Annotated in this window: 14 protein-coding genes; 10 read left to right on the top strand and 4 right to left on the bottom strand. The window is 73.1% G+C overall.

Annotation, left to right across the window (positions count from 1 at the left end; translation table 11 throughout):
• Positions 1-25 precede the first annotated feature (25 nt).
• Together ACF08N_RS00870 and ACF08N_RS00865 are read right to left on the bottom strand one after the other, a co-directional pair.
• A complete protein-coding gene (locus ACF08N_RS00870) occupies positions 26-1,051 on the bottom strand; it encodes a LacI family DNA-binding transcriptional regulator (RefSeq protein ID WP_392322390.1) in 1,026 nt (341 codons plus the stop codon).
• A 250-nt stretch (positions 1,052-1,301) separates the two neighbouring features.
• The gene (locus ACF08N_RS00865) at positions 1,302-2,825 is read right to left on the bottom strand and encodes a M1 family metallopeptidase (protein ID WP_392322389.1); all 1,524 of its coding nucleotides are present in this window, start codon (positions 2,823-2,825) and stop codon (positions 1,302-1,304) included.
• A 221-nt stretch (positions 2,826-3,046) separates the two neighbouring features.
• Between ACF08N_RS00865 and ACF08N_RS00860 the strand changes: the two genes are divergently transcribed.
• From ACF08N_RS00860 to ACF08N_RS00850, 3 genes are all read left to right on the top strand, one after another.
• Positions 3,047-5,023 carry a Xaa-Pro dipeptidyl-peptidase gene (locus ACF08N_RS00860; RefSeq protein WP_392322388.1) on the top strand — a complete coding sequence of 659 codons (1,977 nt, stop codon included), beginning with the start codon at positions 3,047-3,049 and terminating at the stop codon, positions 5,021-5,023.
• Complete coding sequence (locus ACF08N_RS00855; RefSeq protein ID WP_392322387.1) at positions 5,020-6,327, top strand: M14 family metallocarboxypeptidase; 1,308 nt, start codon at positions 5,020-5,022, stop codon at positions 6,325-6,327. Before ACF08N_RS00860 ends, ACF08N_RS00855 begins: the two co-directional genes overlap by 4 nt.
• 113 nt (positions 6,328-6,440) lie before the next feature.
• A complete protein-coding gene (locus ACF08N_RS00850) occupies positions 6,441-8,207 on the top strand; it encodes a BCCT family transporter (protein WP_392322861.1) in 1,767 nt (588 codons plus the stop codon).
• A 523-nt stretch (positions 8,208-8,730) separates the two neighbouring features.
• Here the strand turns inward: ACF08N_RS00850 and ACF08N_RS00845 are convergent.
• Positions 8,731-9,648: a MurR/RpiR family transcriptional regulator gene (locus ACF08N_RS00845; protein WP_392322386.1), complete on the bottom strand. Its 918-nt coding sequence runs from the start codon at positions 9,646-9,648 to the stop codon at positions 8,731-8,733.
• 117 nt (positions 9,649-9,765) lie between these two features.
• Between ACF08N_RS00845 and ACF08N_RS00840 the strand changes: the two genes are divergently transcribed.
• The 6 genes from ACF08N_RS00840 (at position 9,766) to ACF08N_RS00815 (ending at position 16,287) form a co-directional block, all read left to right on the top strand.
• A complete protein-coding gene (locus ACF08N_RS00840; protein WP_392322385.1) occupies positions 9,766-10,905 on the top strand; it encodes a C45 family autoproteolytic acyltransferase/hydolase in 1,140 nt (379 codons plus the stop codon).
• A gap of 61 nt (positions 10,906-10,966) precedes the next feature.
• Positions 10,967-12,610: an ABC transporter substrate-binding protein gene (locus tag ACF08N_RS00835; protein ID WP_392322384.1), complete on the top strand. Its 1,644-nt coding sequence runs from the start codon at positions 10,967-10,969 to the stop codon at positions 12,608-12,610.
• 6 nt (positions 12,611-12,616) lie between these two features.
• On the top strand, positions 12,617-13,570 hold the full coding sequence (locus ACF08N_RS00830) for an ABC transporter permease (protein WP_392322383.1): 954 nt from the start codon (positions 12,617-12,619) through the stop codon (positions 13,568-13,570).
• Entirely contained in the window at positions 13,567-14,418 is an 852-nt protein-coding gene (locus ACF08N_RS00825; protein WP_392322382.1) for an ABC transporter permease, read from the top strand. The genes ACF08N_RS00830 and ACF08N_RS00825 overlap by 4 nt, the downstream gene beginning before the upstream one ends.
• 7 nt (positions 14,419-14,425) lie before the next feature.
• The gene (locus ACF08N_RS00820; protein WP_392322381.1) at positions 14,426-15,436 is read left to right on the top strand and encodes an ABC transporter ATP-binding protein; all 1,011 of its coding nucleotides are present in this window, start codon (positions 14,426-14,428) and stop codon (positions 15,434-15,436) included.
• Positions 15,433-16,287, top strand: a complete 855-nt coding sequence (locus ACF08N_RS00815) for an ABC transporter ATP-binding protein (RefSeq protein WP_392322380.1) — start codon at positions 15,433-15,435, stop codon at positions 16,285-16,287. The genes ACF08N_RS00820 and ACF08N_RS00815 overlap by 4 nt, the downstream gene beginning before the upstream one ends.
• Positions 16,288-16,973: 686 nt before the next feature.
• Here ACF08N_RS00815 and ACF08N_RS00810 read toward each other — a convergent pair.
• Positions 16,974-17,933 carry an FAD-dependent oxidoreductase gene (locus tag ACF08N_RS00810; protein ID WP_392322379.1) on the bottom strand — a complete coding sequence of 320 codons (960 nt, stop codon included), beginning with the start codon at positions 17,931-17,933 and terminating at the stop codon, positions 16,974-16,976.
• A gap of 94 nt (positions 17,934-18,027) precedes the next feature.
• On the opposite strand from ACF08N_RS00810, the gene ACF08N_RS00805 reads away from it, so the two are divergent.
• Complete coding sequence (locus ACF08N_RS00805) at positions 18,028-19,665, top strand: ABC-F family ATP-binding cassette domain-containing protein (protein ID WP_392322378.1); 1,638 nt, start codon at positions 18,028-18,030, stop codon at positions 19,663-19,665.
• The last annotated feature ends 92 nt before the right edge of the window (positions 19,666-19,757 follow it).

The following is a 19,757-nucleotide window of genomic DNA, read 5'->3' as shown; positions in this document are numbered from 1 at the left end:
GGAGGGACGCGGCGGGTGCCGGAGGTCAGGCCGACGCCCGCCGCACCAGCGTGGTCGGGGTGATGACGGACGCGGGGGTGTCGCTCCCGCCCTCGTTCAACTGCCGCATCAGGAGCCGGACCATCAACCGGCCCATGCCCTCGATGTCCTGGCGCACGGTGGTCAGCGCCGGCCGGGTCGTCGCGACGACGGACGCCATGTCGTCGAAGCCAACGACCGCCACGTCCTCGGGCACCCGCACGCCCCGCTCACGCAGCGTCCGCAGAGCGCCCGACGCCATCAGGTCGTTGGCCACGAACACACCGTCCACGTCCGGGCGCCGCTCCAGCAGCTCGGCCATCGCGCGGGCACCGCTCTCCTCGGTGAAGTCGCCCTGGCACAGCAGCCCGGGATCGGCGTCCACCAGCACGTCGCGGTATCCGTCCACGCGGTCCATCGCGGACGTCTGGTCGCGGGGCCCCGCGATGTGGGCGATGTGCGTGCGCCCGAGCGAGACCAGATGGCGCACGGCCTCGCGGGCCCCGCCGCGGTTGTCGCAGTCGACGTACGGCACCTGGGAACCGGAGCCGGTGGCGGGACGGCCGCCGAAGACGGTGGGGATCCTGGCGCGGCCGATCACGGCGGGCAGCTGGTCGTCGTTGTGCAGCGAGAAGGCGAGCGCGCCGTCGACGTGGCCGCCGCCGAGGTAGCGGGCGATGCGGTCGTGGTCGCCGGGACCTTCCACCCACAGCAGCACGAGCTGCGCGTCGTGCGCGGTCAGCTCGCGGCTGATCCCGCGCACCTGCTGCTCGAAGAACGGGTCGGAGAAGATCCGGAACTCCGGCTCGGCGATGATCACGGCCACCGCGCCGTTGCGCCGCGTCACCAGGGTGCGGGCCGCGTGGTTGGGCACGTACCCCAGTTCCTCGACCGCCTGCCGCACCTTGTCGACCAGGGGAGCCCGCACTCCGGCACCGCCGTTGACGACCCGGGAGGCCGTGGCCCGTGAGACCCCGGCGCGCGCGGCGACGGCTTCGAGCGTGGGACGGGACCCTGCGGTCTGCTCGGGCAAGGCGGGCGCTCCTCGTGTCTGCTCCGTCGGCTGCGAGCCCTGACGCCGCTCAGGATAACCTCCTGGCCTGCCGTGCTGAGAGCGCTCCCACAGTGTGGACGGCCCGGCGCGGTGCGGTCGCGCCGGGCGGACTCGGCAGGCTCCGCCGGGGACTGCGCCCGCGGGCCTCGTGGTGCGGTCCGTGCCGGAGCGGGCATCCCGCAACGGAGCCCCGCAGCCGCTTCGGCCGCGGGGCTCCGTACCACCACCGTCAGTGAGCGTGCTCGTGCTCGTGCTCGTCGCCGTGGTCGTGGATCGTGTTCGTCTCCGCGATCTTCTTCCAGGACTTCGGCTGCACCGGCTCGGCCGCGTCGCTCTGCGCGATCCGCGCCCCGGCGGCCGCGGGCGCGGCCGGCTTCGCGGGCTCGTACAGCCACGTGTCGAACAGGGCGACCAGCGGCGTGCCCGAGATCCGCTCCGCGTACGCGACGAAGTCGCCCACCGTGGCGTTCCCGTACGCGCGCTCCGCCGGCCAGCCCTTGAGGATCGCGAAGAAGTCCTCGTCACCGATCTCGTTCCGCAGCGCCTGCAACGCCAGCGCGCCCCGGTCGTAGACGGCGATGTGGAACTGGTCGTCCGGACCCGGGTCGCCCGGCTTCACCGTCCAGAACGGGTCGTCGGCCGCACGGGTCGCGTACACATAGTCGGCCAGCTCCTGCGCCGTGCCCTCGCCCTCCTTCTCGGACCACAGCCACTGGCTGTAGCGGGCGAAGCCCTCGTTGACCCAGATGTCCTTCCAGCCGTCCACCGAGACGCTGTCGCCGTACCACTGGTGCGCCATCTCGTGCACGACCACGGAGACGTTGGCGCCGTTCGCGAACTGGCGCGGGCTGTAGAACGGGCGGGTCTGCGTCTCCAGCGCGTAGCCGCTCTTCACATTCGGCACGTAGCCGCCGATCGCGTTGAACGGGTATGGGCCGAAGATCTCGGTCAGCCACTCGGTGACCTCGGCGGTCCGCTCGATGCTGGCGCGTGCCGCGCCCGCGTTGTCGCCGAGGTCCTTGCTGTACGCGTTGAGGACCGGCAGCCCGTCCGCGGTCTTGTCGGTCGTGATGTCGAATTTGCCGACGGCGAGCGTCGCCAGGTACGACGCCTGCGGCTTGTTCGAGCGCCAGTTGAACCGCGTCCAGCCCAGCCGCGAACTCTGCGAGACGAGAACGCCGTTGCTGATGGCCTGCGTGCCGTCGGGGACCGCGACCGAGACGTCGTACGTCGCCTTGTCCAGCGGATGGTCGTTGCTCGGGAACCACCAGACCGCCGATTCGGGCTCCTGCGCGGCGACCCCGCCGTCCGGGGTGCGGTGCCAGGCGGTGTAGCCGCCGATGCTGAGCTCGGACGGCTTGCCCGCGTACCGGACGACGACGGAGACCGGCCGGCCCTTCTCCAGCGGTGTCACCGGAGTGATCTCCAGCTCGTGGTCGCCGCTCTTCGCGAACGCCGCCTTCCTGCCGTTCACCCGCACCTCGCCCACGGACAGTCCGAAGTCGAGGTTGAAGCGGCTCAGGCGCTGCGTGGTGGTGGCGAGGATCGTCGCCGTCCCCTCCAGCAGGTCGGTCCCCGGCTCGTACCTGAGCCTCAGGTCGTAGTGGGAGACGTCGTAGCCGCCGTTCCCGGCTGCCGGGTAGTAGGGGTCGCCGATGCCCGGGGCCCCGATCGACGTGTGTGCGGCCGATGCCGGGATCGCCAGCAGAAGGGTGGCCGCGAGCGCGCTCGGGACGATGAGTCTGCGGTGCACGAAAGCTCCAAGTCGTAGGGACCAACGATCGCTTGGACTCTACGCACGGCCGGTGCCGCCGGTCAGGAGCGAAGCTCGGCCTTTCACGTGATGGCCATACGCCCGGCATGCACGGTCCTGGGCGAACGGCCGGGCGTGCCCGGCGCGTCGCTGCGCCGGCGGCGAGCGTCCCGCCGACTGCCCCCTGTTGCACGGCAGTTGACGGGAGTACCTTCCGGCCCATGCCGATACCTGTGCGGGCCACCCGCCTGACGTACAGATCGCTGGTCCTCGCGGCCTCCGCCGCCCTGCTGGCCGTGGGCATCCCCGCGGGCGCGCAGGGCGCGCCGCCACCGCGCGAGAGCAGACCCGTCTACTCCTACGAGAACGCGATCCGCGAGTCGGTCTGGGTCGACACCCGGCTCGACGGAGACGGCGACGGACGCACCGACCGCGTCGCCGTCGACATCGTCCGCCCCCGCGAGACGGCCCGTCAGGGCCGGAAGATCCCCGTGATCATGGATGCCAGCCCGTACTACTCCTGCTGCGGGCGCGGCAACGAGAGCCAGCGCAAGACCTACGACGAGAACGGCGACCCCGTCCAGTTCCCGCTGTACTACGACAACTACTTCGTCCCGCGCGGCTACGCCTTCGTCGCCGTCGACCTGGCCGGAACCAATCGGTCGGACGGCTGCGTCGACGTCGGGGGCCGCTCGGACATCCAGTCCGCCAAGGCGGTCGTCGACTGGCTGAACGGCCGCGCCCACGGCTGGACCGCCCGTACGGGCGGCGAGCGCGCCCGGGCCGACTGGACCACGGGCGCCACCGGAATGATCGGCAAGAGCTACGACGGCACCATCGCCAACGGCGTCGCCGCCACCGGAGTCAAGGGGCTGAGGACCATCGTCCCGATCGGCGCCATCTCCTCCTGGTACGACTACTACTTCGCCAAGGGCGCCCCGCTGTACGACTCCGGCCCGGACTGGCTCTCCGGATACGTCGAGACGCCCGAGGCCCGGGCGCGCTGCCAGGCCGTCCAGCAGCGCCTCGTCGACGGCGCCCCGCGCAGCGGCGACCTGACCCCGCTGTGGGCCGAGCGCGACTACGTCCCGGACGCGGGGAAGGTGCGGGCCAGCGTCTTCGCCGTCCACGGGATGCAGGACCTCAACGTCCGGGCCAAGCACGTCGGCCAGTGGTGGGACGCGCTCGCCACGAACGGCGTCGAGCGCAGGATCTGGCTCTCGCAGACCGGCCACGTCGACCCGTTCGACTTCCGGCGCGGCGCCTGGGTCTCCACCCTGCACCGCTGGTTCGACCACTACCTGCTCGGCGTCGACAACGGCATCGACCGCGAACCGATGGCCGACATCGAGCACGCACCCGACCAGTGGTCCACCGACCGGGTCTGGCCCCCGCGAGGCACCGCAACGACCTCGCTGCGCCCGGGCAACGGCACCGCTCCCGGCGTGGGCACGCTGTCGCTGCACCCCGCCCGCCCCGGCGCGACCGAGACGTTCACCGACGACCCCGCGCAGGACGAGACCGACTGGGCCGCGGCCGTCGACACCACGACCTCGGCCAAGGCCGGGTTCGTCACCGGCCCGCTCGCCCGCGACCTGCGCCTGTCCGGCTCCGGCAAGGTCACCGTCACCGCCACGCCCTCGACCACGAGCGCACACCTGACCGCCGTGCTCGTCGACCTCGGGCCCGCCACCATCCGGAACTACGCGGCATCCGGCGAAGGCATCACCACCCTTGCCGCACGCACCTGCTGGGGCGCGAGCACCGCCGGCGACAGCTCCTGCTTCAAGGAGACGAAGGCGGACACCACCGACGTCGGCCACACGATCTTCAGCCGCGGCTGGGCCGACCTCGGCAACCACGCCTCCGACGCCGAGGGACGGCCGCTGACCCCCGGCAAGCCGTACACCGTCACCCTCGATCTGCACGCGAGCGACCACGTCGTCCCGGCCGGGCACCGGCTCGCCCTGATCGTCGCCGGCACCGACCGGAACCTGATCGACCCGCCCGCCACCACCCCGCGGCTCACCCTCGATCTCGCCCGCACCACGGCGGACCTGCCCCTTGTCGGCGGAGCCGCCGCCTTCGCCCGCGCCACCGCTCCGTCCGCCGACCGTCCCGGCGCGCGAGGCCACAGCTCCGAAGGCGTCGCCGGCCCGCGCCCCATCCGTCCGATCCCCGGAGGAAGCACCCGATGACGCCCCGCACCCGAACCGTGCTCCGCATCCCCGGCCTGCGCGCCCTCCTGCTGACCGGCGCGGCCGCGGCGTTCGCCGCACCACTGGTCACCGCGCCCGCCCAGGCCGCGTCCGGCCCTCCCCGCACCGGCTTCGAGACGAGCAACGGAGCCCGCTGGACCACCCAGCCCGAGGAGCAGACGCTGCTCGCCGCCGTCGACCGGCACAGCCCCGACGTGTCCGTCGAACGGATCGGCGCCACCAAGCAGGGCCGTCCGCTCCAGCTTGTCCACCTCGGCAACCGCGAGGCCCCCCACACCGTGCTGCTGATCTGCAGTCAGCACGGCGACGAACCCTCCGGCCGCGAGGCATGTCTGACCACCGTCCGCGACCTCGCGTACGCCAGGGACGAGGCGACCCGCCACCTGCTGTCCCGCACCCACCTCCTCGTGCTGCCCACCGCCAACCCCGACGGCCGGGCCGCCGACACGCGCGGCAACTCCGACGGCGTCGACATCAACCGCGACCACATCGCCCTGAGGACCGCCGAGGGGCGCGCCATCGCCGCCGTGATCCGCGACCGGAGCCCGGACGTCGTCTACGACCTGCACGAGTACGGAGCCACACCTCCCTACTACGACAAGGATCTGTTCGACCTCTGGCCCCGCAACCTCAACACCCACGACGCCGTCCACCGGGAGGCCCGGACGCTGTCCGCCCACTACGTCCGCCCGGCCGCCGGACACGAGGGCTACTCGACCGGCACGTACGGCATCTGGACCGACCCGGTCACCGGCGAACCGGTCAAGCAGACCGCGGGGGACGGCCAGGAACGCATCCTGCGCAACGCGACCGGCATCAAGAACGCGGTCGGACTGCTGATCGAGAGCCGCGTCGACGCGCTGACGCCCGAGGAGCAGGCGGACGCGGCGGTGAACAACCGGCGGCGCGTGAACAGCCAACTCGCCGCTCTGGACGGGCTGTTCGCCTTCAGCGACGAGCGTCGGGGGCGGATCGAGGCGGCCACCGCCACGGCACGGCTGGCCGGCCTCGCGGACCGCGGGCCCGTCTACCTGGGGGGCGCCGACAACGACCCGGCCGCACCCGAGGAGACCCTCCAGGACCCGCCCTGCGCCTACCGCCTCGATGCCGCCCAGTACGCGGAGGTGAAGGACGAACTGGCCCTGCACGGCGTCGCGGCCAGGCCCGACGGACAAGGCGCCGTGGTGCCCCTGCGGCAGTCCCAGCGCGCACTGGTCCCGCTGCTGCTCGACACCCGCGCGGCCTATCACCTGACCGAGGGGACACCTGTTGACGCCTGTTGATCCCAGGAGCTGAATGGCTGGTGTGGTAGGGGGTAGCGGGGAGTGCAATCGGACTCCGTGAACTCGTGAAAGGTGCCCCCGTGTCGCACGAGGAACAGAAGCCGCGCAAACGGCTGTGGTATCCGGTCAGGGCGGCGCTGCCCGGCCGCCACCCGCACGAGGACCGCCCGGCCGTCACGGACCGGGTGGTCTTCGGGGTGACGGCCGTCCTCACGCTCGCGTTCGTGGTCTGGGGATCGGCGTTCACCGAAACGCTGGAGAGCGCCTCCGACACCCTGCTGAACGGCCTGATGCACAACGGCGGCTGGGCCTTCGTCCTGGCCGCCTCAGGCTTCGTCGTCTTCGGGCTGTGGCTCGCGATCAGCCGCTACGGCAGGATTCCGCTCGGACAGGAACACGAGGGGCCCGAGTTCCGGACCGTGTCGTGGGTGGCGATGATGTTCAGCGCGGGCATGGGCATCGGCCTGATGTTCTACGGCGTCAGCGAACCGCTCGCGCACTACACGACACCGCCGCCGGGCACCGATCCCGTCGACTCGGCGGACGCCATGCAGACCGCCCTGGCCACCACCCTCTTCCACTGGACCCTGCACCCGTGGGCGATCTACGCGGTGGTCGGCCTCGCCATCGCGTACAGCACGTTCCGGCGGCGCAGGCGGCAGAACATCAGCGCCGTCTTCGAGCCGCTGATGGGCAAGAAGAACGCCGACGGCGCGCCGGGCCGCGTGATCGACATCCTCGCGATCTTCGCCACGCTCTTCGGCTCCGCGACGTCCCTGGGCCTCGGTGCGCTGCAGATCGGCAGCGGATTCAGGGAACTGGGCTGGATGGAGGCGGCCGGGACCGGACTGCTCATCTCCATCATCGCGGTGCTGACGGTGTGTTTCGTGTTCTCGGCCGTCTCCGGCGTCGAACGGGGTATCCAGTGGCTGTCCAACACGAACATGGTGCTCGCGGTGGTCCTCGCCCTGTTCGTCTTCATCGCCGGGCCCACCATCCTCGTCCTCGACCTCGTGCCCACGTCGCTGGCCTCCTACGTCGGCGACCTGCCGCAACTGGCGGGCCGTACGGAGGCGGCGACCGGCGGCGGTGACGTCGCGGACTGGCTCAGCAGCTGGACGGTCTTCTACTGGGCCTGGTGGATCTCGTGGACGCCGTTCGTCGGCATGTTCATCGCGCGCATCAGCCGCGGCCGTACGATCCGTCAGTTCGTCGGCGGCGTCATCCTGGTGCCGAGCACGGTCAGCCTGGTCTGGTTCGCCGTCTTCGGCGGCACGGCGATGAAGCTCCAGGAGACGGGACGGCTGGGCGAGGAGACGACGCCGGAGGGCCAGCTCTTCGGCGTGCTCCAGGAGTTCCCCATCGCGGGCACGATGAGCCTGCTGGTGATGATCCTCGTCGGCATCTTCTTCGTCTCGGGCGCGGACGCCGCCTCGATCGTGATGGGCACGCTGTCCCAGAAGGGCACCTTCGAACCGGCCCGGCTCGTCGTCGTCTTCTGGGGCGTCGTGACCGGAGCGGTGGCGGCGGTGATGCTGCTCGTCGGCGAGGGCAAGGGCGACGCGCTCGCGGGCCTGCAGCACCTGACGATCCTCGTCGCGGCCCCGTTCGTGCTGGTGATGATCGGCATGTGCGTGGCCCTCATGCGAGACCTGCGCCAGGACCCGCTGATCGTCCGCGGCGAGATCGCCGAGGAGGCGGTGGAGTCGGCGGTGATCGCGGGCCACGAGAGGTACGCGGGCGCGTTCGAGATCCGCATCGGCCCGGGCACGGGCCCGGAGGCGGGCCGGATCCCCCCGGAGGAGACGGAGAACGACACCGCCCCGCCGCCCCCGGACACGCCTCCGTCCCCTGGGAAGGACCGCCCGGGGGAGGACTGAGGGGGTGGGTCGGGGCGGGTGGTGGCGGGCCCCGGGCCGGCGGCGGCCGTTGGGCGGGCCGAGCCGAGCCGAGGGCGGGGCCGGGCGGGGGAGGGTCAATCGTCCGGCCGCGGACTTGACCGGAGCAGGTCGGGGCGGCTGGGCCCCGGCGGCCCGGGAGCGGGGACGACCGGCCGGGTGGCGGACTTGACCGGGCACGTCGGGAGCGGGCGGAGACCGGCCGCGGCGGCCGTGGCCGAAGGGCCTGGCCCGTCCGGAACGGACTGGCGGAGCCGAGTAGGGGCCGGGGGCGGCCGTTGGACGGGCCCAGCCGAGGAACGGGCCGGAACGGGGCGGGCGGCCACGCCGCGGGGGCGCCACCGGCCCGGCGCTGCCGGGTTCTGGCGAGCGCGGCCCCTGCTCCACGGGGCCGCGCCGCGTTCGCCTGACGATCTGGCCGGGGCCGGAGTGGAACTGCGGACGTTCCCGGCCGGGCCGGGCCGAGCCGACCGGGCCCGGCGCCCGGACCCGCCCCGCGGGCTCGTCAGGCGCGGCGGGTGCGCTGGTCCCGGGGCGAGGAGAGCAGCTGCTCGCGCAGGGCCGTGAGCTGGTGCGAGTGCTCGACCGCGCGTGTCTCGTCCAGCGTGGTGAGCGCCAGTAGCAGTGCGTCGGCCACGACGAGTCCGGTGAGCGCCTCGTTCGTGATCCCGGTCGGGGTGTGCGGCGCAGTCAGGATCGCGTCGACGCGGTCCTCGAAGGCCTCGCCCAACTCGTCCGTGACGAAGACGACCTTGGCGCCGACCGACCGCGCCCGTTCCACCAGGACGGTCAGCTCGGCCAGCGGACGTCCGGGCTGGAAGATGACGACGGTGTCGCCCTGCGCCAGGGAGAGCAGCGGATCGGCGAGCGCGAACCCCGTCGCCCCCACGAACCGCGCGCGCCGGCCGATGCGCCCGAGCGCCAGCGCGAGGTGGCGCGCCGCCAGCTCGCAGGCCGCGACGCCGTAACAGAACACCTCACGGGCGTCGGCGAGCGCCTCGACCGCCCGCTGGAGGGCCTCCGTGCCGGTGAGCCGGCGGCACTGGTCGATGCGGTCCTGGGTCTCGTCGAAGACGTCGTTCCAGATGTTCTCCAGGTCGCGGCCGACGTGCGCGATGCGCTGCTGGAGACGGACCTCGGGCGCGACGGCCGAGGTGAAGTCGGCCGCGAGCTCGCGCTTGAGCGCGGGCAGGCCGGCGTAACCGAGGCGCTGGAGGGCCCGCACGACGGTCGCGTTGCTGGTGCCGCTCGCGGTCCCGAGCTCCTGGGCGCTGGCGAACATCATCTTCTCCGCCGGGGCGCTCGCGAGGTACTGGGCGACCGTCCGCTCGGAGGCGGACAGCTCGTCCCAGAGGTCGCGGACCGTGGCACGCAGGCGGGTGAGCCCGCCCGGCGCGGCGCTGCCCGATTCTGGATTCTTCATTACAGGTCTTGACTCCTACGTCACCGTCGTTACGATCGTGAGCATTCCGTTCCAGGAATCCGCGTTCTCGAAATGAACATTACAGCACCCCTCTCCGTCCGTCCCCAGGAGCGCCCGATGACCCACAGCATCCCCCTCGTCGAAGTCTCGGGGACCCCGCTCCAGCGCGGCCGGCAGTACGGCGAAGCAGTCCGCGCCCAGCTGGAGACCGCCGTCGGTTACTACTCCGAGGCCTTCGGCTCGTCCGCCGGCCTCACCTGGCAGCAGGTCACGGCCCGGGCCGCCCGCTGGCAGGAGCCCGTCCGGGACTACGCACCGCACCTGCTCGACGAGATGCGGGGCATCGCCGACGGCGCCGGACTCGACCTCCTCGACATCCTGGCGCTCAATGCCAGGGGAGAGGTGATCTACGACGACTCGTTCGCGCAGATGCGGGAGGACGAGGAGCCCGCCGAGGGCTGCACCTCCTTCGCCGCCTACGGCCCCGCCAGCGGCGACGGCCACGTCTGGGCCGGGCAGAACTGGGACTGGCGCGCGGGCGTCGCCGACACCGTCGTCATGCTCCGCATCGTCCAGCCGCCACGGCCCACCCTGATCATGCAGGTCGAGGCCGGACAGATCGGCCGCCAGGGCGCCAACTCCGCGGGCATCGCCCTCAATGCGAACGGCCTCGGCGGACGCTTCGACGACACCGTCGGACTGCCCCAGACCGTCGTCCGCCGCACCGTCCTCGACCAGTCCACCGTCACCGACGCGCTCGACGAGCTCTGCCGCACCCGCGCCCACATCGCGAGTAACGCGCTGCTGACCTGCCGGGAAGGCTTCGCCATCGACCTCGAGACCACCCCGCAGGGCCACGGCTGGATGTATCCGTCCGACGGCCTGCTCGTGCACGGCAACCACTACCAGGCGGGTGTCCCCGCCGCCCTGGCCGGCCACTACCGGCCCCTGGCCGCCGACTCGCTCGTGCGCGTTCCCCGCGCCGAAGAGGGTCTGCGCCGGCTGCGCGAATCCACCGGCGCGGACGAGTCCCGCAAGCTCATCAAGCACGCCATGTCGGACCACCTCGGCTTCCCGGAGTCGCTGTGCACCCACAGCGACCCGCGCAAGCCCCGGATCAAGCAGTGGAAGACGCTCGTGTCCTCCTGCGTGGACCTCACCGCCGGCGACTACCACGTCACCCCCGGCACCCCCTGCGACCACGACTACGAGCATCTCCCGTGGAACCTCTACGACGGCCCCCACGCCCCGAACTGACGGCCCCACGCCCGAACTGACGCCGTCTCCGCCCTCCCGTCCCCCGCCCAGGAGCCCTGCCATGAAGCTCACGACATCCTTCGCCGCCGTCTCGCTCGCCGGCGCGATGGCCCTCACCGCCGCGTGCAGCGGCGCCGACACCACGCCGGCGGGCACCGGCACCCCCGGTGACGCCGCCCGGCTCGAACTCACCCCCACCACGGCCGATGCCGCCGGCGCCGTCCCCACGGTGAACTGGCTGCTGGAGGACGAACCGGACTCGCTCGACCTCGACACCCAGGGCGGCAGTGCCGGCCGCACCGTCCTCACCAATGTGTGCGAGCGCCTCTACCAGCTGCAGCCCGACATGACGGTCCGGCCCTCCCTGGTCGGCAAGGCCGCCAGACCCGACCCGACCACCCTCGTCCTGTCCCTGCGCGACGGCGTCACCTTCCACGACGGCTCCGCCATGACCGCCGACGACGTCCTCTACAGCCTGAAGCGCCACGCGGACCCGGAGATGGAGCAGTCGGACGAGTTCGAGAACGTCGCCCGGATGACGAAGACCGGCGACCGTGAGATCACCATCGCGTTCAAGCAGCCCGACGCCCTGTTCACCAAGGCCCTCGCCGGCGACGCCGGGCTCGTCTACAACCGCGAGCAGGTGGAGCAGGCCGGAAAGGACTTCGGCACCCCGGGCCGGCCCGACGCCTGCTCCGGACCGTACCGGCTGACCGACTGGAAGTCCGGCGAGTCGATCACCCTCACCCGGCACGACGGCTACTGGGGCAAGAAGCCCCTGACGCAGAAGGTCGTCTTCCGCTGGGCCGACGACAGCGCCATGGTCAACGCGCTGCGCACCGGCGCGGCCGACGGCACCTATGCCGACTCCATCGGCACCGCGGCTGCACTGCGTGGCAAGCCCGGCCTCGACCAGCACTACGGCCCGAGCACCGCCGCCCTCGCCCTGATCCCCACCGAGCGCGGCGGCCTCTCCGACCCGGACGTCCGCAAGGCGCTCTCCCTCGCCCTGGACCGCGCGGGCATCGCCAAGTCCGGTTACGGCGGCCTCGTCGAGCCCTGGGCCACCCCCGTCGGCTCCGGCGCCTGGGGCTACGAGAAGGCCGCCTTCGCCGCCGCGCAGAAGCAGCTCACCGGCGCCCCCGCCCACCCGGACGCCGCCGACATCGCCCGGGCCAAGGAGCTCGTCGCGAAGGCCGACGCCGCCCCCGACGGGCCGATCGTGATCGGCACGGACAGCAGCCAGGGCCGCCTGGTCATCGCCAACGCCGTCCGCGCCGCCCTCCAGCAGATAGGGCTCAAGGGCCAGATCAAGACGGTCCCGTCCGCGGAGTACGGCGAGTTCTACGGCGACAAGCAGGCACGGGCCGACATCGACGTCCTCGTCGCCGACTGGTACATCTCCAAGAGCGACCCCATCGGCTTCTACGACAACGGCGTCTCCGACAGCTCCAACAACTGGGTCGGATTCCGCAGCCCCGCCTACGACAGCAAGGTCGAGGAGGCGCTGCGCACGCTGGACGACAAGAAGCGCGCCGCGCTGGTGACCGACGTCCAGCGGCAGTTCAGCGACGCCGCCGTGTGGATCCCCATCGCCCAGATGCCCACCGCTCTCGTCATCGACGACAAGCTGACCGGCCCGCCCGCCTCCATGGCGTACCTCTACTACCCCTGGGCCGCAGAGCTCGGTGCGAAGAGGGGCTGAGCCGTCATGATCGTCCGCATCGGCCGCAAGTTCGCCGGACTGCTCGCCACCCTGCTGGCCGCGTCCTTCGTGATCTTCGCCGCCGTGTACGCAGCCCCCGGCGACCCCGCCGTCTTCCTGGCGGGCGGCCGCGACAAGCTCACCCCCGAGCGCCTGGCCGCGGTCCGCGAGCAGTACCACCTCGACGAACCGCTCGTCGTCCAGTACGGCCGCTGGCTCTGGGACTGCCTCCACTTCGACCTCGGCCGTTCCTTCCAGTACAGCGATCAGGTCTCCGACCTGCTGGCCACCCGGTTCCCCACGACGCTGGCCCTCGTCGGATACGCGACCGTGCTGTTCGTGGTGCTGGGCGTCGGCGCCGGAGTGCTCGCCGCGGTCCGCCGCGGCACCTGGGTCGACTCCACTGTGGTCGGCGCGACCACCCTGTCCGCGTCCGTCCCGTCCTTCGTCGGCGGCATCGCTCTCGTCGCGCTCTTCGGAGTCCAGCTGGGCTGGTTCCCGGTCACCGGCAGCGGCGAAGGATTCGCCGGCACGATCCACCACCTCACCCTGCCCGCCACAGCCATGGCGCTCGGAGCGCTCGCCGTGATCAGCAGGGTCACCCGCCAGGCCATGGCCGACGCGGACGCCGCCGACCATGTGGCCGTGGCCCGCGCCTCCGGCCTGCCCGAGCGGGACATCGTCCGCCGGCACGTCCTGCGCAACGCGCTGGGCCCCATCGTCACCATGTGCGGACTGGTCACCGCCGGCATGCTCGCCGGGACGGTCGCCATCGAGACCGTCTTCGGGCTGAGCGGCATCGGCTCCCTGCTCGTCGGCGCCATCAACAGCCACGACTTCCCGGTCGCCCAAGCGGTCCTGCTGCTCATGGTCACCTGCTACGTCGTGGTCACCACCCTCGTGGACCTCGTGCACCCCCTGCTCGATCCACGCCTCAAGGACGTGAGGAGCCCCGCATGACCGCCGTACCCGCCGGCACCCTGCTCCCCGCGGGCCGGCACACCCGACGCCCCCTCGGCGCGGCCGCCGCAGCGGGATTCCTCGGACTCGTCGTCCTGGCCGCGGTGTTCGCCCCGCTGCTCGCGCCGTACGCCCCCGATGCCGTCGACCTCTCGTCGTCCCTCGCCGGCACCAGCGGCGACCACCTCCTCGGTACCGACGCCTCCGGTCAGGACCTGTTGTCCCGCGTGCTCCACGGAGCGCGGACGAGCCTGATCGCCCCCGTCCTGCTGCTCGCACTCGCCGCCGTCCTCGGCGTCACGCTCGGCACGCTCGCGGCGTGGCGCGGCGGCTGGGTGGACGCCCTGGTGTCCCGCGCCACCGACGTCATGTACGCCTTCCCGGGCCTGCTGTTCGTCGTGCTGATCATCGCCGTGTTCGGCACCGGGATGACCACGTCCGTCATCGGTCTCGGGCTGGCCTTCGCCCCGACGATCGCCAAGTACACCCGCAGCGTGGCGCTCAGCGAGCGGTCGAAGCCGTACATCGACGCCTACCGGGTCCAGGGCATGGGCGGCGCGCGGATCTGCGTACGCCACCTCGTGCCCAACCTCGCCCGCTCCATCACCGGCTATCTCGTGGTGCTGTTCGGTGAGGCCCTGATGAGCCTCGCCACCCTCAGCTACCTCGGCTTCGGCGCCCAGCCCCCCAGCTCCGACTGGGGGCTGATGGTCCAGGAAGGGCAGGCCGCCATCGTCCAGGGCGCCCTGCTCCCCGCGCTCGTCCCGGGCACCGCCATCGCCGCCGTCGTGGTGGCCTTCAACGTCGTCGGCGTCCGCGCCGCCGACCGGCTCGGCGCCAGGAGGTAGCCGCACCATGCTGCTCGACATCGAGAACCTGGCCCTGCAACTCCCGGGCACGGCCCGCCCCTTGCTCGCCGATGTGTCCCTCCGGGTCGGAGCGGGCGAGGTCGTCGGCCTCGTCGGCGAATCCGGCTCCGGCAAGTCCACCACCGCCAAGGCCGTGCTGCGGATCCTGCCCGACGGCGCGACGGCCCGGGGACGGGTCGTGATCGACGGCACGGACGTGCTGACCATGACCGACGCCCGGCTCCGCGAACACCGGGCGCGGACGGTGGCCATGGTCCACCAGGACCCCCGCTCGGCGCTCAACCCCGTGCGCCGGATCGGCGACTTCCTCGTCGAACGGCTCGTGCGCACGGGCGACACGGACAAGCGGGCCGCCCGCGCCCGCGCCGTCGAACTGCTCGACACCGTCGGCCTGTCCGACCCCGAGCGGCGCGTCCGCCAGCACCCCCACGAGCTGTCCGGCGGCATGCTCCAACGCGTCGTCATCGCCGGAGCGCTCGCCGCGCAGCCCGATCTGCTGCTCGCCGACGAGGCGACCAGCGCCCTGGACGTCACCACCCAGGCCGAGATCCTCGCCCTGCTGCGGGAGCTCGGCCGCCGACGGGACCTCGGCATGCTGTTCATCACCCACGACCTGCACCTGGCCGCCGCCTACTGCGACCGCGTGTACGTGATGTACGCGGGCCGCGTCGTCGAGCAGCAGGAGGCGCGGCGGCTCTTCACGGACGCCCGCCACCCGTACACCCGCGGACTGCTGAACTGTTCACCGGAGCTGGGCGACTCGCGCGCCCTGCACCCCATCCCCGGCCGCCCGCCGTCCCTCGCGGACGGCTTCACCGGCTGCCCGTTCGCCGCTCGCTGCCCTCATGCCGAGCCTGAGTGCGAGACGTGGGCGCCGGAGCCCCTCCCCGTCCCCGGCGGCGGCAGCGCGGCCTGCCGCCGTCTTCCGGAGCTGCCCGCGGGCGAGCCCGCCGATCCCGTACGACCGTCCGCACCGGCCCTCAGGAGCACATCGTGAACGGCACACGCCCCCCGGAGCCCGCGCCCCTGCTCGTGGCAGACGGACTCCGCAAGACCTACCGACTGCCCGGAGGCGGCAGGCTGACCGCCGCGGACCAGGTTTCCTTCACCGTGGCCGCCGGGGGATCCGTCGGCATCGTGGGCGAGTCCGGTTCGGGCAAGAGCACCGTGGCCCGCATGCTCGCCGGACTGGTACGGCCCGATGCCGGCACGATCACGGTCGACGGCAGCGACCGCGCGGCGGCGGCCCGTGGCCGGCGCTCACGCCGCGACCGCCTGGCCCGCGCCCGGGAGATCCAGATGGTCTTCCAGGACCCCTACGTCTCCCTCGATCCCCGGCTGACCTCCCGCCAGTGCCTGCGCACCGCCCTGCGCCTGCACGGCCACGACGCGGCGGACTCCCGCATACGGTCGCTGCTGGACCAGGTCGGTCTGGGGACCCGCGAGGCGGACGCCAAGCCGCACGAGCTGTCCGGCGGACAGTGCCAGCGCCTCGCGATCGCCCGCGCACTCGCGGTCGATCCGCGGATCCTCGTCCTGGACGAGGCCGTCGCGGCACTCGACGTGTCGATCCAGGCCCAGATCCTCGAACTCCTCGAAGAGATCCGGCAGGGGACAGGAGTGGCGCTGGTGTTCGTCAGCCACGACCTGGCGGTGGTGCAGCACATCACGGACGAGACGGTCGTGATGCGCCACGGCACGGTGGTCGAGCAGGGCCCGACGACCCAGGTGCTGAGCGCGCCCCAGCACGCGTACACCCAACTGCTGCTCGCGTCCGTCCCCCACCAGGGCTGGGACCCCTCAGCCGCAACCCACGCCCGCGCCCGCCTCACCACGGCGTCGGCGTAGCCGGTCGGGGCCCCGGGACGACCGGGCGCGCGGCCTGGGTCCCGCCGGCCCGGCGCGACCGGCTCCGCCGACTCCGCCGACTCCGCTGGGCGGACCCGACCCTGCTGGGCCCCGCAGGCCCGCCGCGGACTGGCCCGGCTTGGCCTGGCACCCCGGCGCGACCGGCCGCACTGCCCCTGCCGGAGCCCCCGCCGCTGGACCCCTACCCCCGCCGCAGCCCCGGCCCGGCCTGGGCCTCGCGCCCTCCTGGCGCGACCAGCCCACACGCCCCCTGCTGGGCCCCATCGCCCGCTGCCCCTGCCGGGCGCGCCGACCCCTCCAGCCCACCGGCCCCACCGGCCCACCGGACCGGCCAACCGACGGCCCACCGGCCCACCGACGGCCCACCGGCCCACCGACCCCACCGGCCCACCGACCCCACCGGGACCGGCCCACCGGCCCACCGACCCCACCGGCCCACCGGCCGCGCCGACGTCCGACCAGCCCCGCCCGAGCCCCGCCGGCCCCCCGCCTGGTCCGGCGACCGGGGCGTCCGGAGCCGGGGGACCCCGCGCCTCACGGCGCGACCGCGCTCAGGCCACCGGCGCCGGCCTCATGGCGACGCGCGTCCGCTCAAGCCGTCGGCGCCGGCCTCGTGGCGCGGTCCGCTCAAGCCGTCGGCGCCGGCCTCATTGCGCGACCGGGCCTCAGCCCGCCCGCGACGCCGCCGCGCGGGCGCAGCCCCAGGCCACCGTCACGCCCGCGCCGCCGTGGCCGTAGTTGTGGATCAGCAGGGCGCCGCCCGGCAGGCGTTCGGAGGTGAGGCGGACACCGCCGCTGCGGGCCGGTCGCAGTCCCACCCGGTGGCCGAGCACCCGGGCGTCCCCGATGGCCGGGTGGACACGGGCGCAGCGCGCCACGATCGCCGCGGCCGCCGCGGCGTCCGGCTCCAGCGACCACACATCCTCGTCGGCCGTCCCGCCGAGGACGAGCCGCCCCGGCTGCGGGAAGAAGTACGTGGTCTCCGCCGACGCGGCGTCTGCGGCGGTGAACCACTCCGTCACGCCCGGGTTCTCCACCAGGACCAGCTGCCCCCGCACCGGCCGCAGAGAGGGGTCGGGCACCAGCTCACGGGCGCCCAGACCCGTGCAGTTCACGAGCACCCGCGCCCCGCTCTCCGCCTGTGCCTGTCCGAAGGAGGTCACCAGGCGGCGTTCGACCGTGCCGCCCGCCTCGACCAGCCGCTTCTCCAGCCAGCGCAGGTGAACGGGCATGTCGATCAAGGGAATACTGGCCCGTAGCCCCGCCGCGTACCCGGCAGGCAGCTCGCCGGGGCCTGCGGCGCGCAGCCCCTCGACCTTCGCCGCCCACGCCCCGAGCCCCGCGAGCCGCAGGTCCGCGTGGACGCCGGGCACGATCCGTACCCCGGTCTCCTCCGCGCGGGCCGCCAGCTCCTCGTAGACCCGCAGCGAGTCGAGCGCCCACGTGCCCGCGAGGGCCTCCGGCTCGATGCGGTACGGCCACCACAGCGCGCCGGCCACCGCGGAGGTGGTGGCGTCGCCCGGCTCCCGGGACCAGACCCGCACGCGCCTGCCGCTCTCCGCGAGCACCACGGCCGTCGTCAGCCCTATGACGCCGCCGCCCAGCACCAGTACGTCACCGTTCATGCCGGGACCGTAGCCCATGGCCCGGGAAGGCGGCGCGGCCCTGTCGAGGACGGGTACGGCCGTCCTTCCGCGCTGGCCTAGGATCGGCGTCCTGATGACTGCCACTCTCGTCGCGAAGGACCTCGCCGCCGGCCACGGCGACCGTTCGCTGTTCTCGGCCCTCGATCTCGTCGTCGCGCCCGGCGACGTCATCGGCCTCGTCGGTGCCAACGGTGCGGGGAAGTCCACCCTCCTGCGCCTGCTCGCCGGACTCGACCGCCCCGAGCACGGCGAGCTGCGGCTATCGCCGCCCACCGCGACCGTCGGCCACCTCCCGCAGGAGCCCGAGCGCCGCGAGGGCGAGTCCGTGCGGGACTTCCTCGCCCGGCGCACCGGCGTGGCCGCCGCGCAGGCCGCCATGGACGAGGCCACCCAGGGGCTCGTCGACGGTACGCCCGGCGCGGACGACGCCTACGCGGTGAGCCTGGAGCGCTGGCTTGACCTCGGCGGCGCCGACCTCGACGAGCGCGCCGAGGAGGTCGCCGACTCGCTCGGGCTCGCCGTCGGCCTCGACCAGCCCATGACCTCGCTCTCCGGCGGTCAGGCCGCGCGCGCCGGACTGGCGTCCCTCCTGCTGTCCCGCTACGACGTCTTCCTGCTCGACGAGCCCACCAACGACCTCGACCTGGACGGCCTGGAGCGGCTGGAGAGCTTCGTCCAGGGCCTGCGCGCGGGCACGGTCGTCGTGAGCCACGACCGCGAGTTCCTGACCCGCACGGTCACCAAGGTCCTCGAACTGGACCTTGCCCAACAGCAGATCACCCTCTACGGGGGCGGTTACGCGGCCTACCTGGAAGAGCGCGAGACGGCCCGTCGGCACGCGCGCGAGGAGTTCGAGGAGTACGCCGACAAGAAGGCCGCCCTCGAGAGCCGCGCCAATATGCAGCGCTCCTGGATGGACAAGGGCGTGAAGAACGCCCGCCGCAAGGCGACCGACAACGACAAGATCGGCCGCAAGCTGCGCAGCGAGGCGAGCGAGAAGCAGGCGGCGAAGGCACGCCAGACCCAGCGCATGATCGAACGGCTCGACGTGGTGGACGAGCCCCGCAAGGAGTGGGAGCTGCGGATGGAGATCGCCGCCGCGCCCCGCTCCGGCTCCGTCGTGGCGACCCTGCGCGAGGCCGAGATCCAGCGCGGCGACTTCCGCTTCGGTCCGGCGTCGCTGCAGATCGACTGGGCCGACCGCGTCGCGATCACGGGCGCGAACGGCGCGGGCAAGTCGACGCTGCTGGGCGCGCTCCTCGGCCGCCTCGGCCTCGACGCCGGGCACGCCTCGCTCGGCTCGGGTGTCGTCGTCGGCGAGGTCGACCAGGCGCGGAAGCTGTTCCACGGGACGCAGTCGCTGCTGGACGCGTTCTGCGCGGCCGTCCCCGACACGGAACCGGCCGACGTCCGCACGCTGCTGGCCAAGTTCGGGCTCAAGGCCGGACACGTGCTCCGCCCGGCGACCTCCCTCTCCCCGGGCGAGCGCACCCGCGCGGCCCTGGCCCTGCTCCAGGGCCGCGGGGTCAACCTGCTGGTCCTCGACGAGCCGACCAACCATCTCGACCTGCCGGCCATCGAGCAGCTGGAGTCGGCGCTCGAGGCGTACACGGGCACGCTGCTGCTCGTCACCCACGACCGCCGGATGCTGGACGCCGTCCGCACCACGCGGCGCGTCGAGGTGGCCGACGGGAAGGTGACCGAGCAGTGACACCGGCGGCCGGCCATCAGCCGCGTGGCCGGCTCCCCTGCCCCCGGCCCCCGCGCATCCTGTAGGTGGTTCAGGCCGGACGGTATGTCAGC

The sequence above is a fragment of the Streptomyces sp. NPDC015127 genome, from assembly GCF_043080095.1.
Taxonomy (GTDB): domain Bacteria; phylum Actinomycetota; class Actinomycetes; order Streptomycetales; family Streptomycetaceae; genus Streptomyces.
The sequence above is the reverse complement of the archived record's forward strand: the minus strand, read 5'-3'. Positions and strand labels throughout refer to the sequence as shown.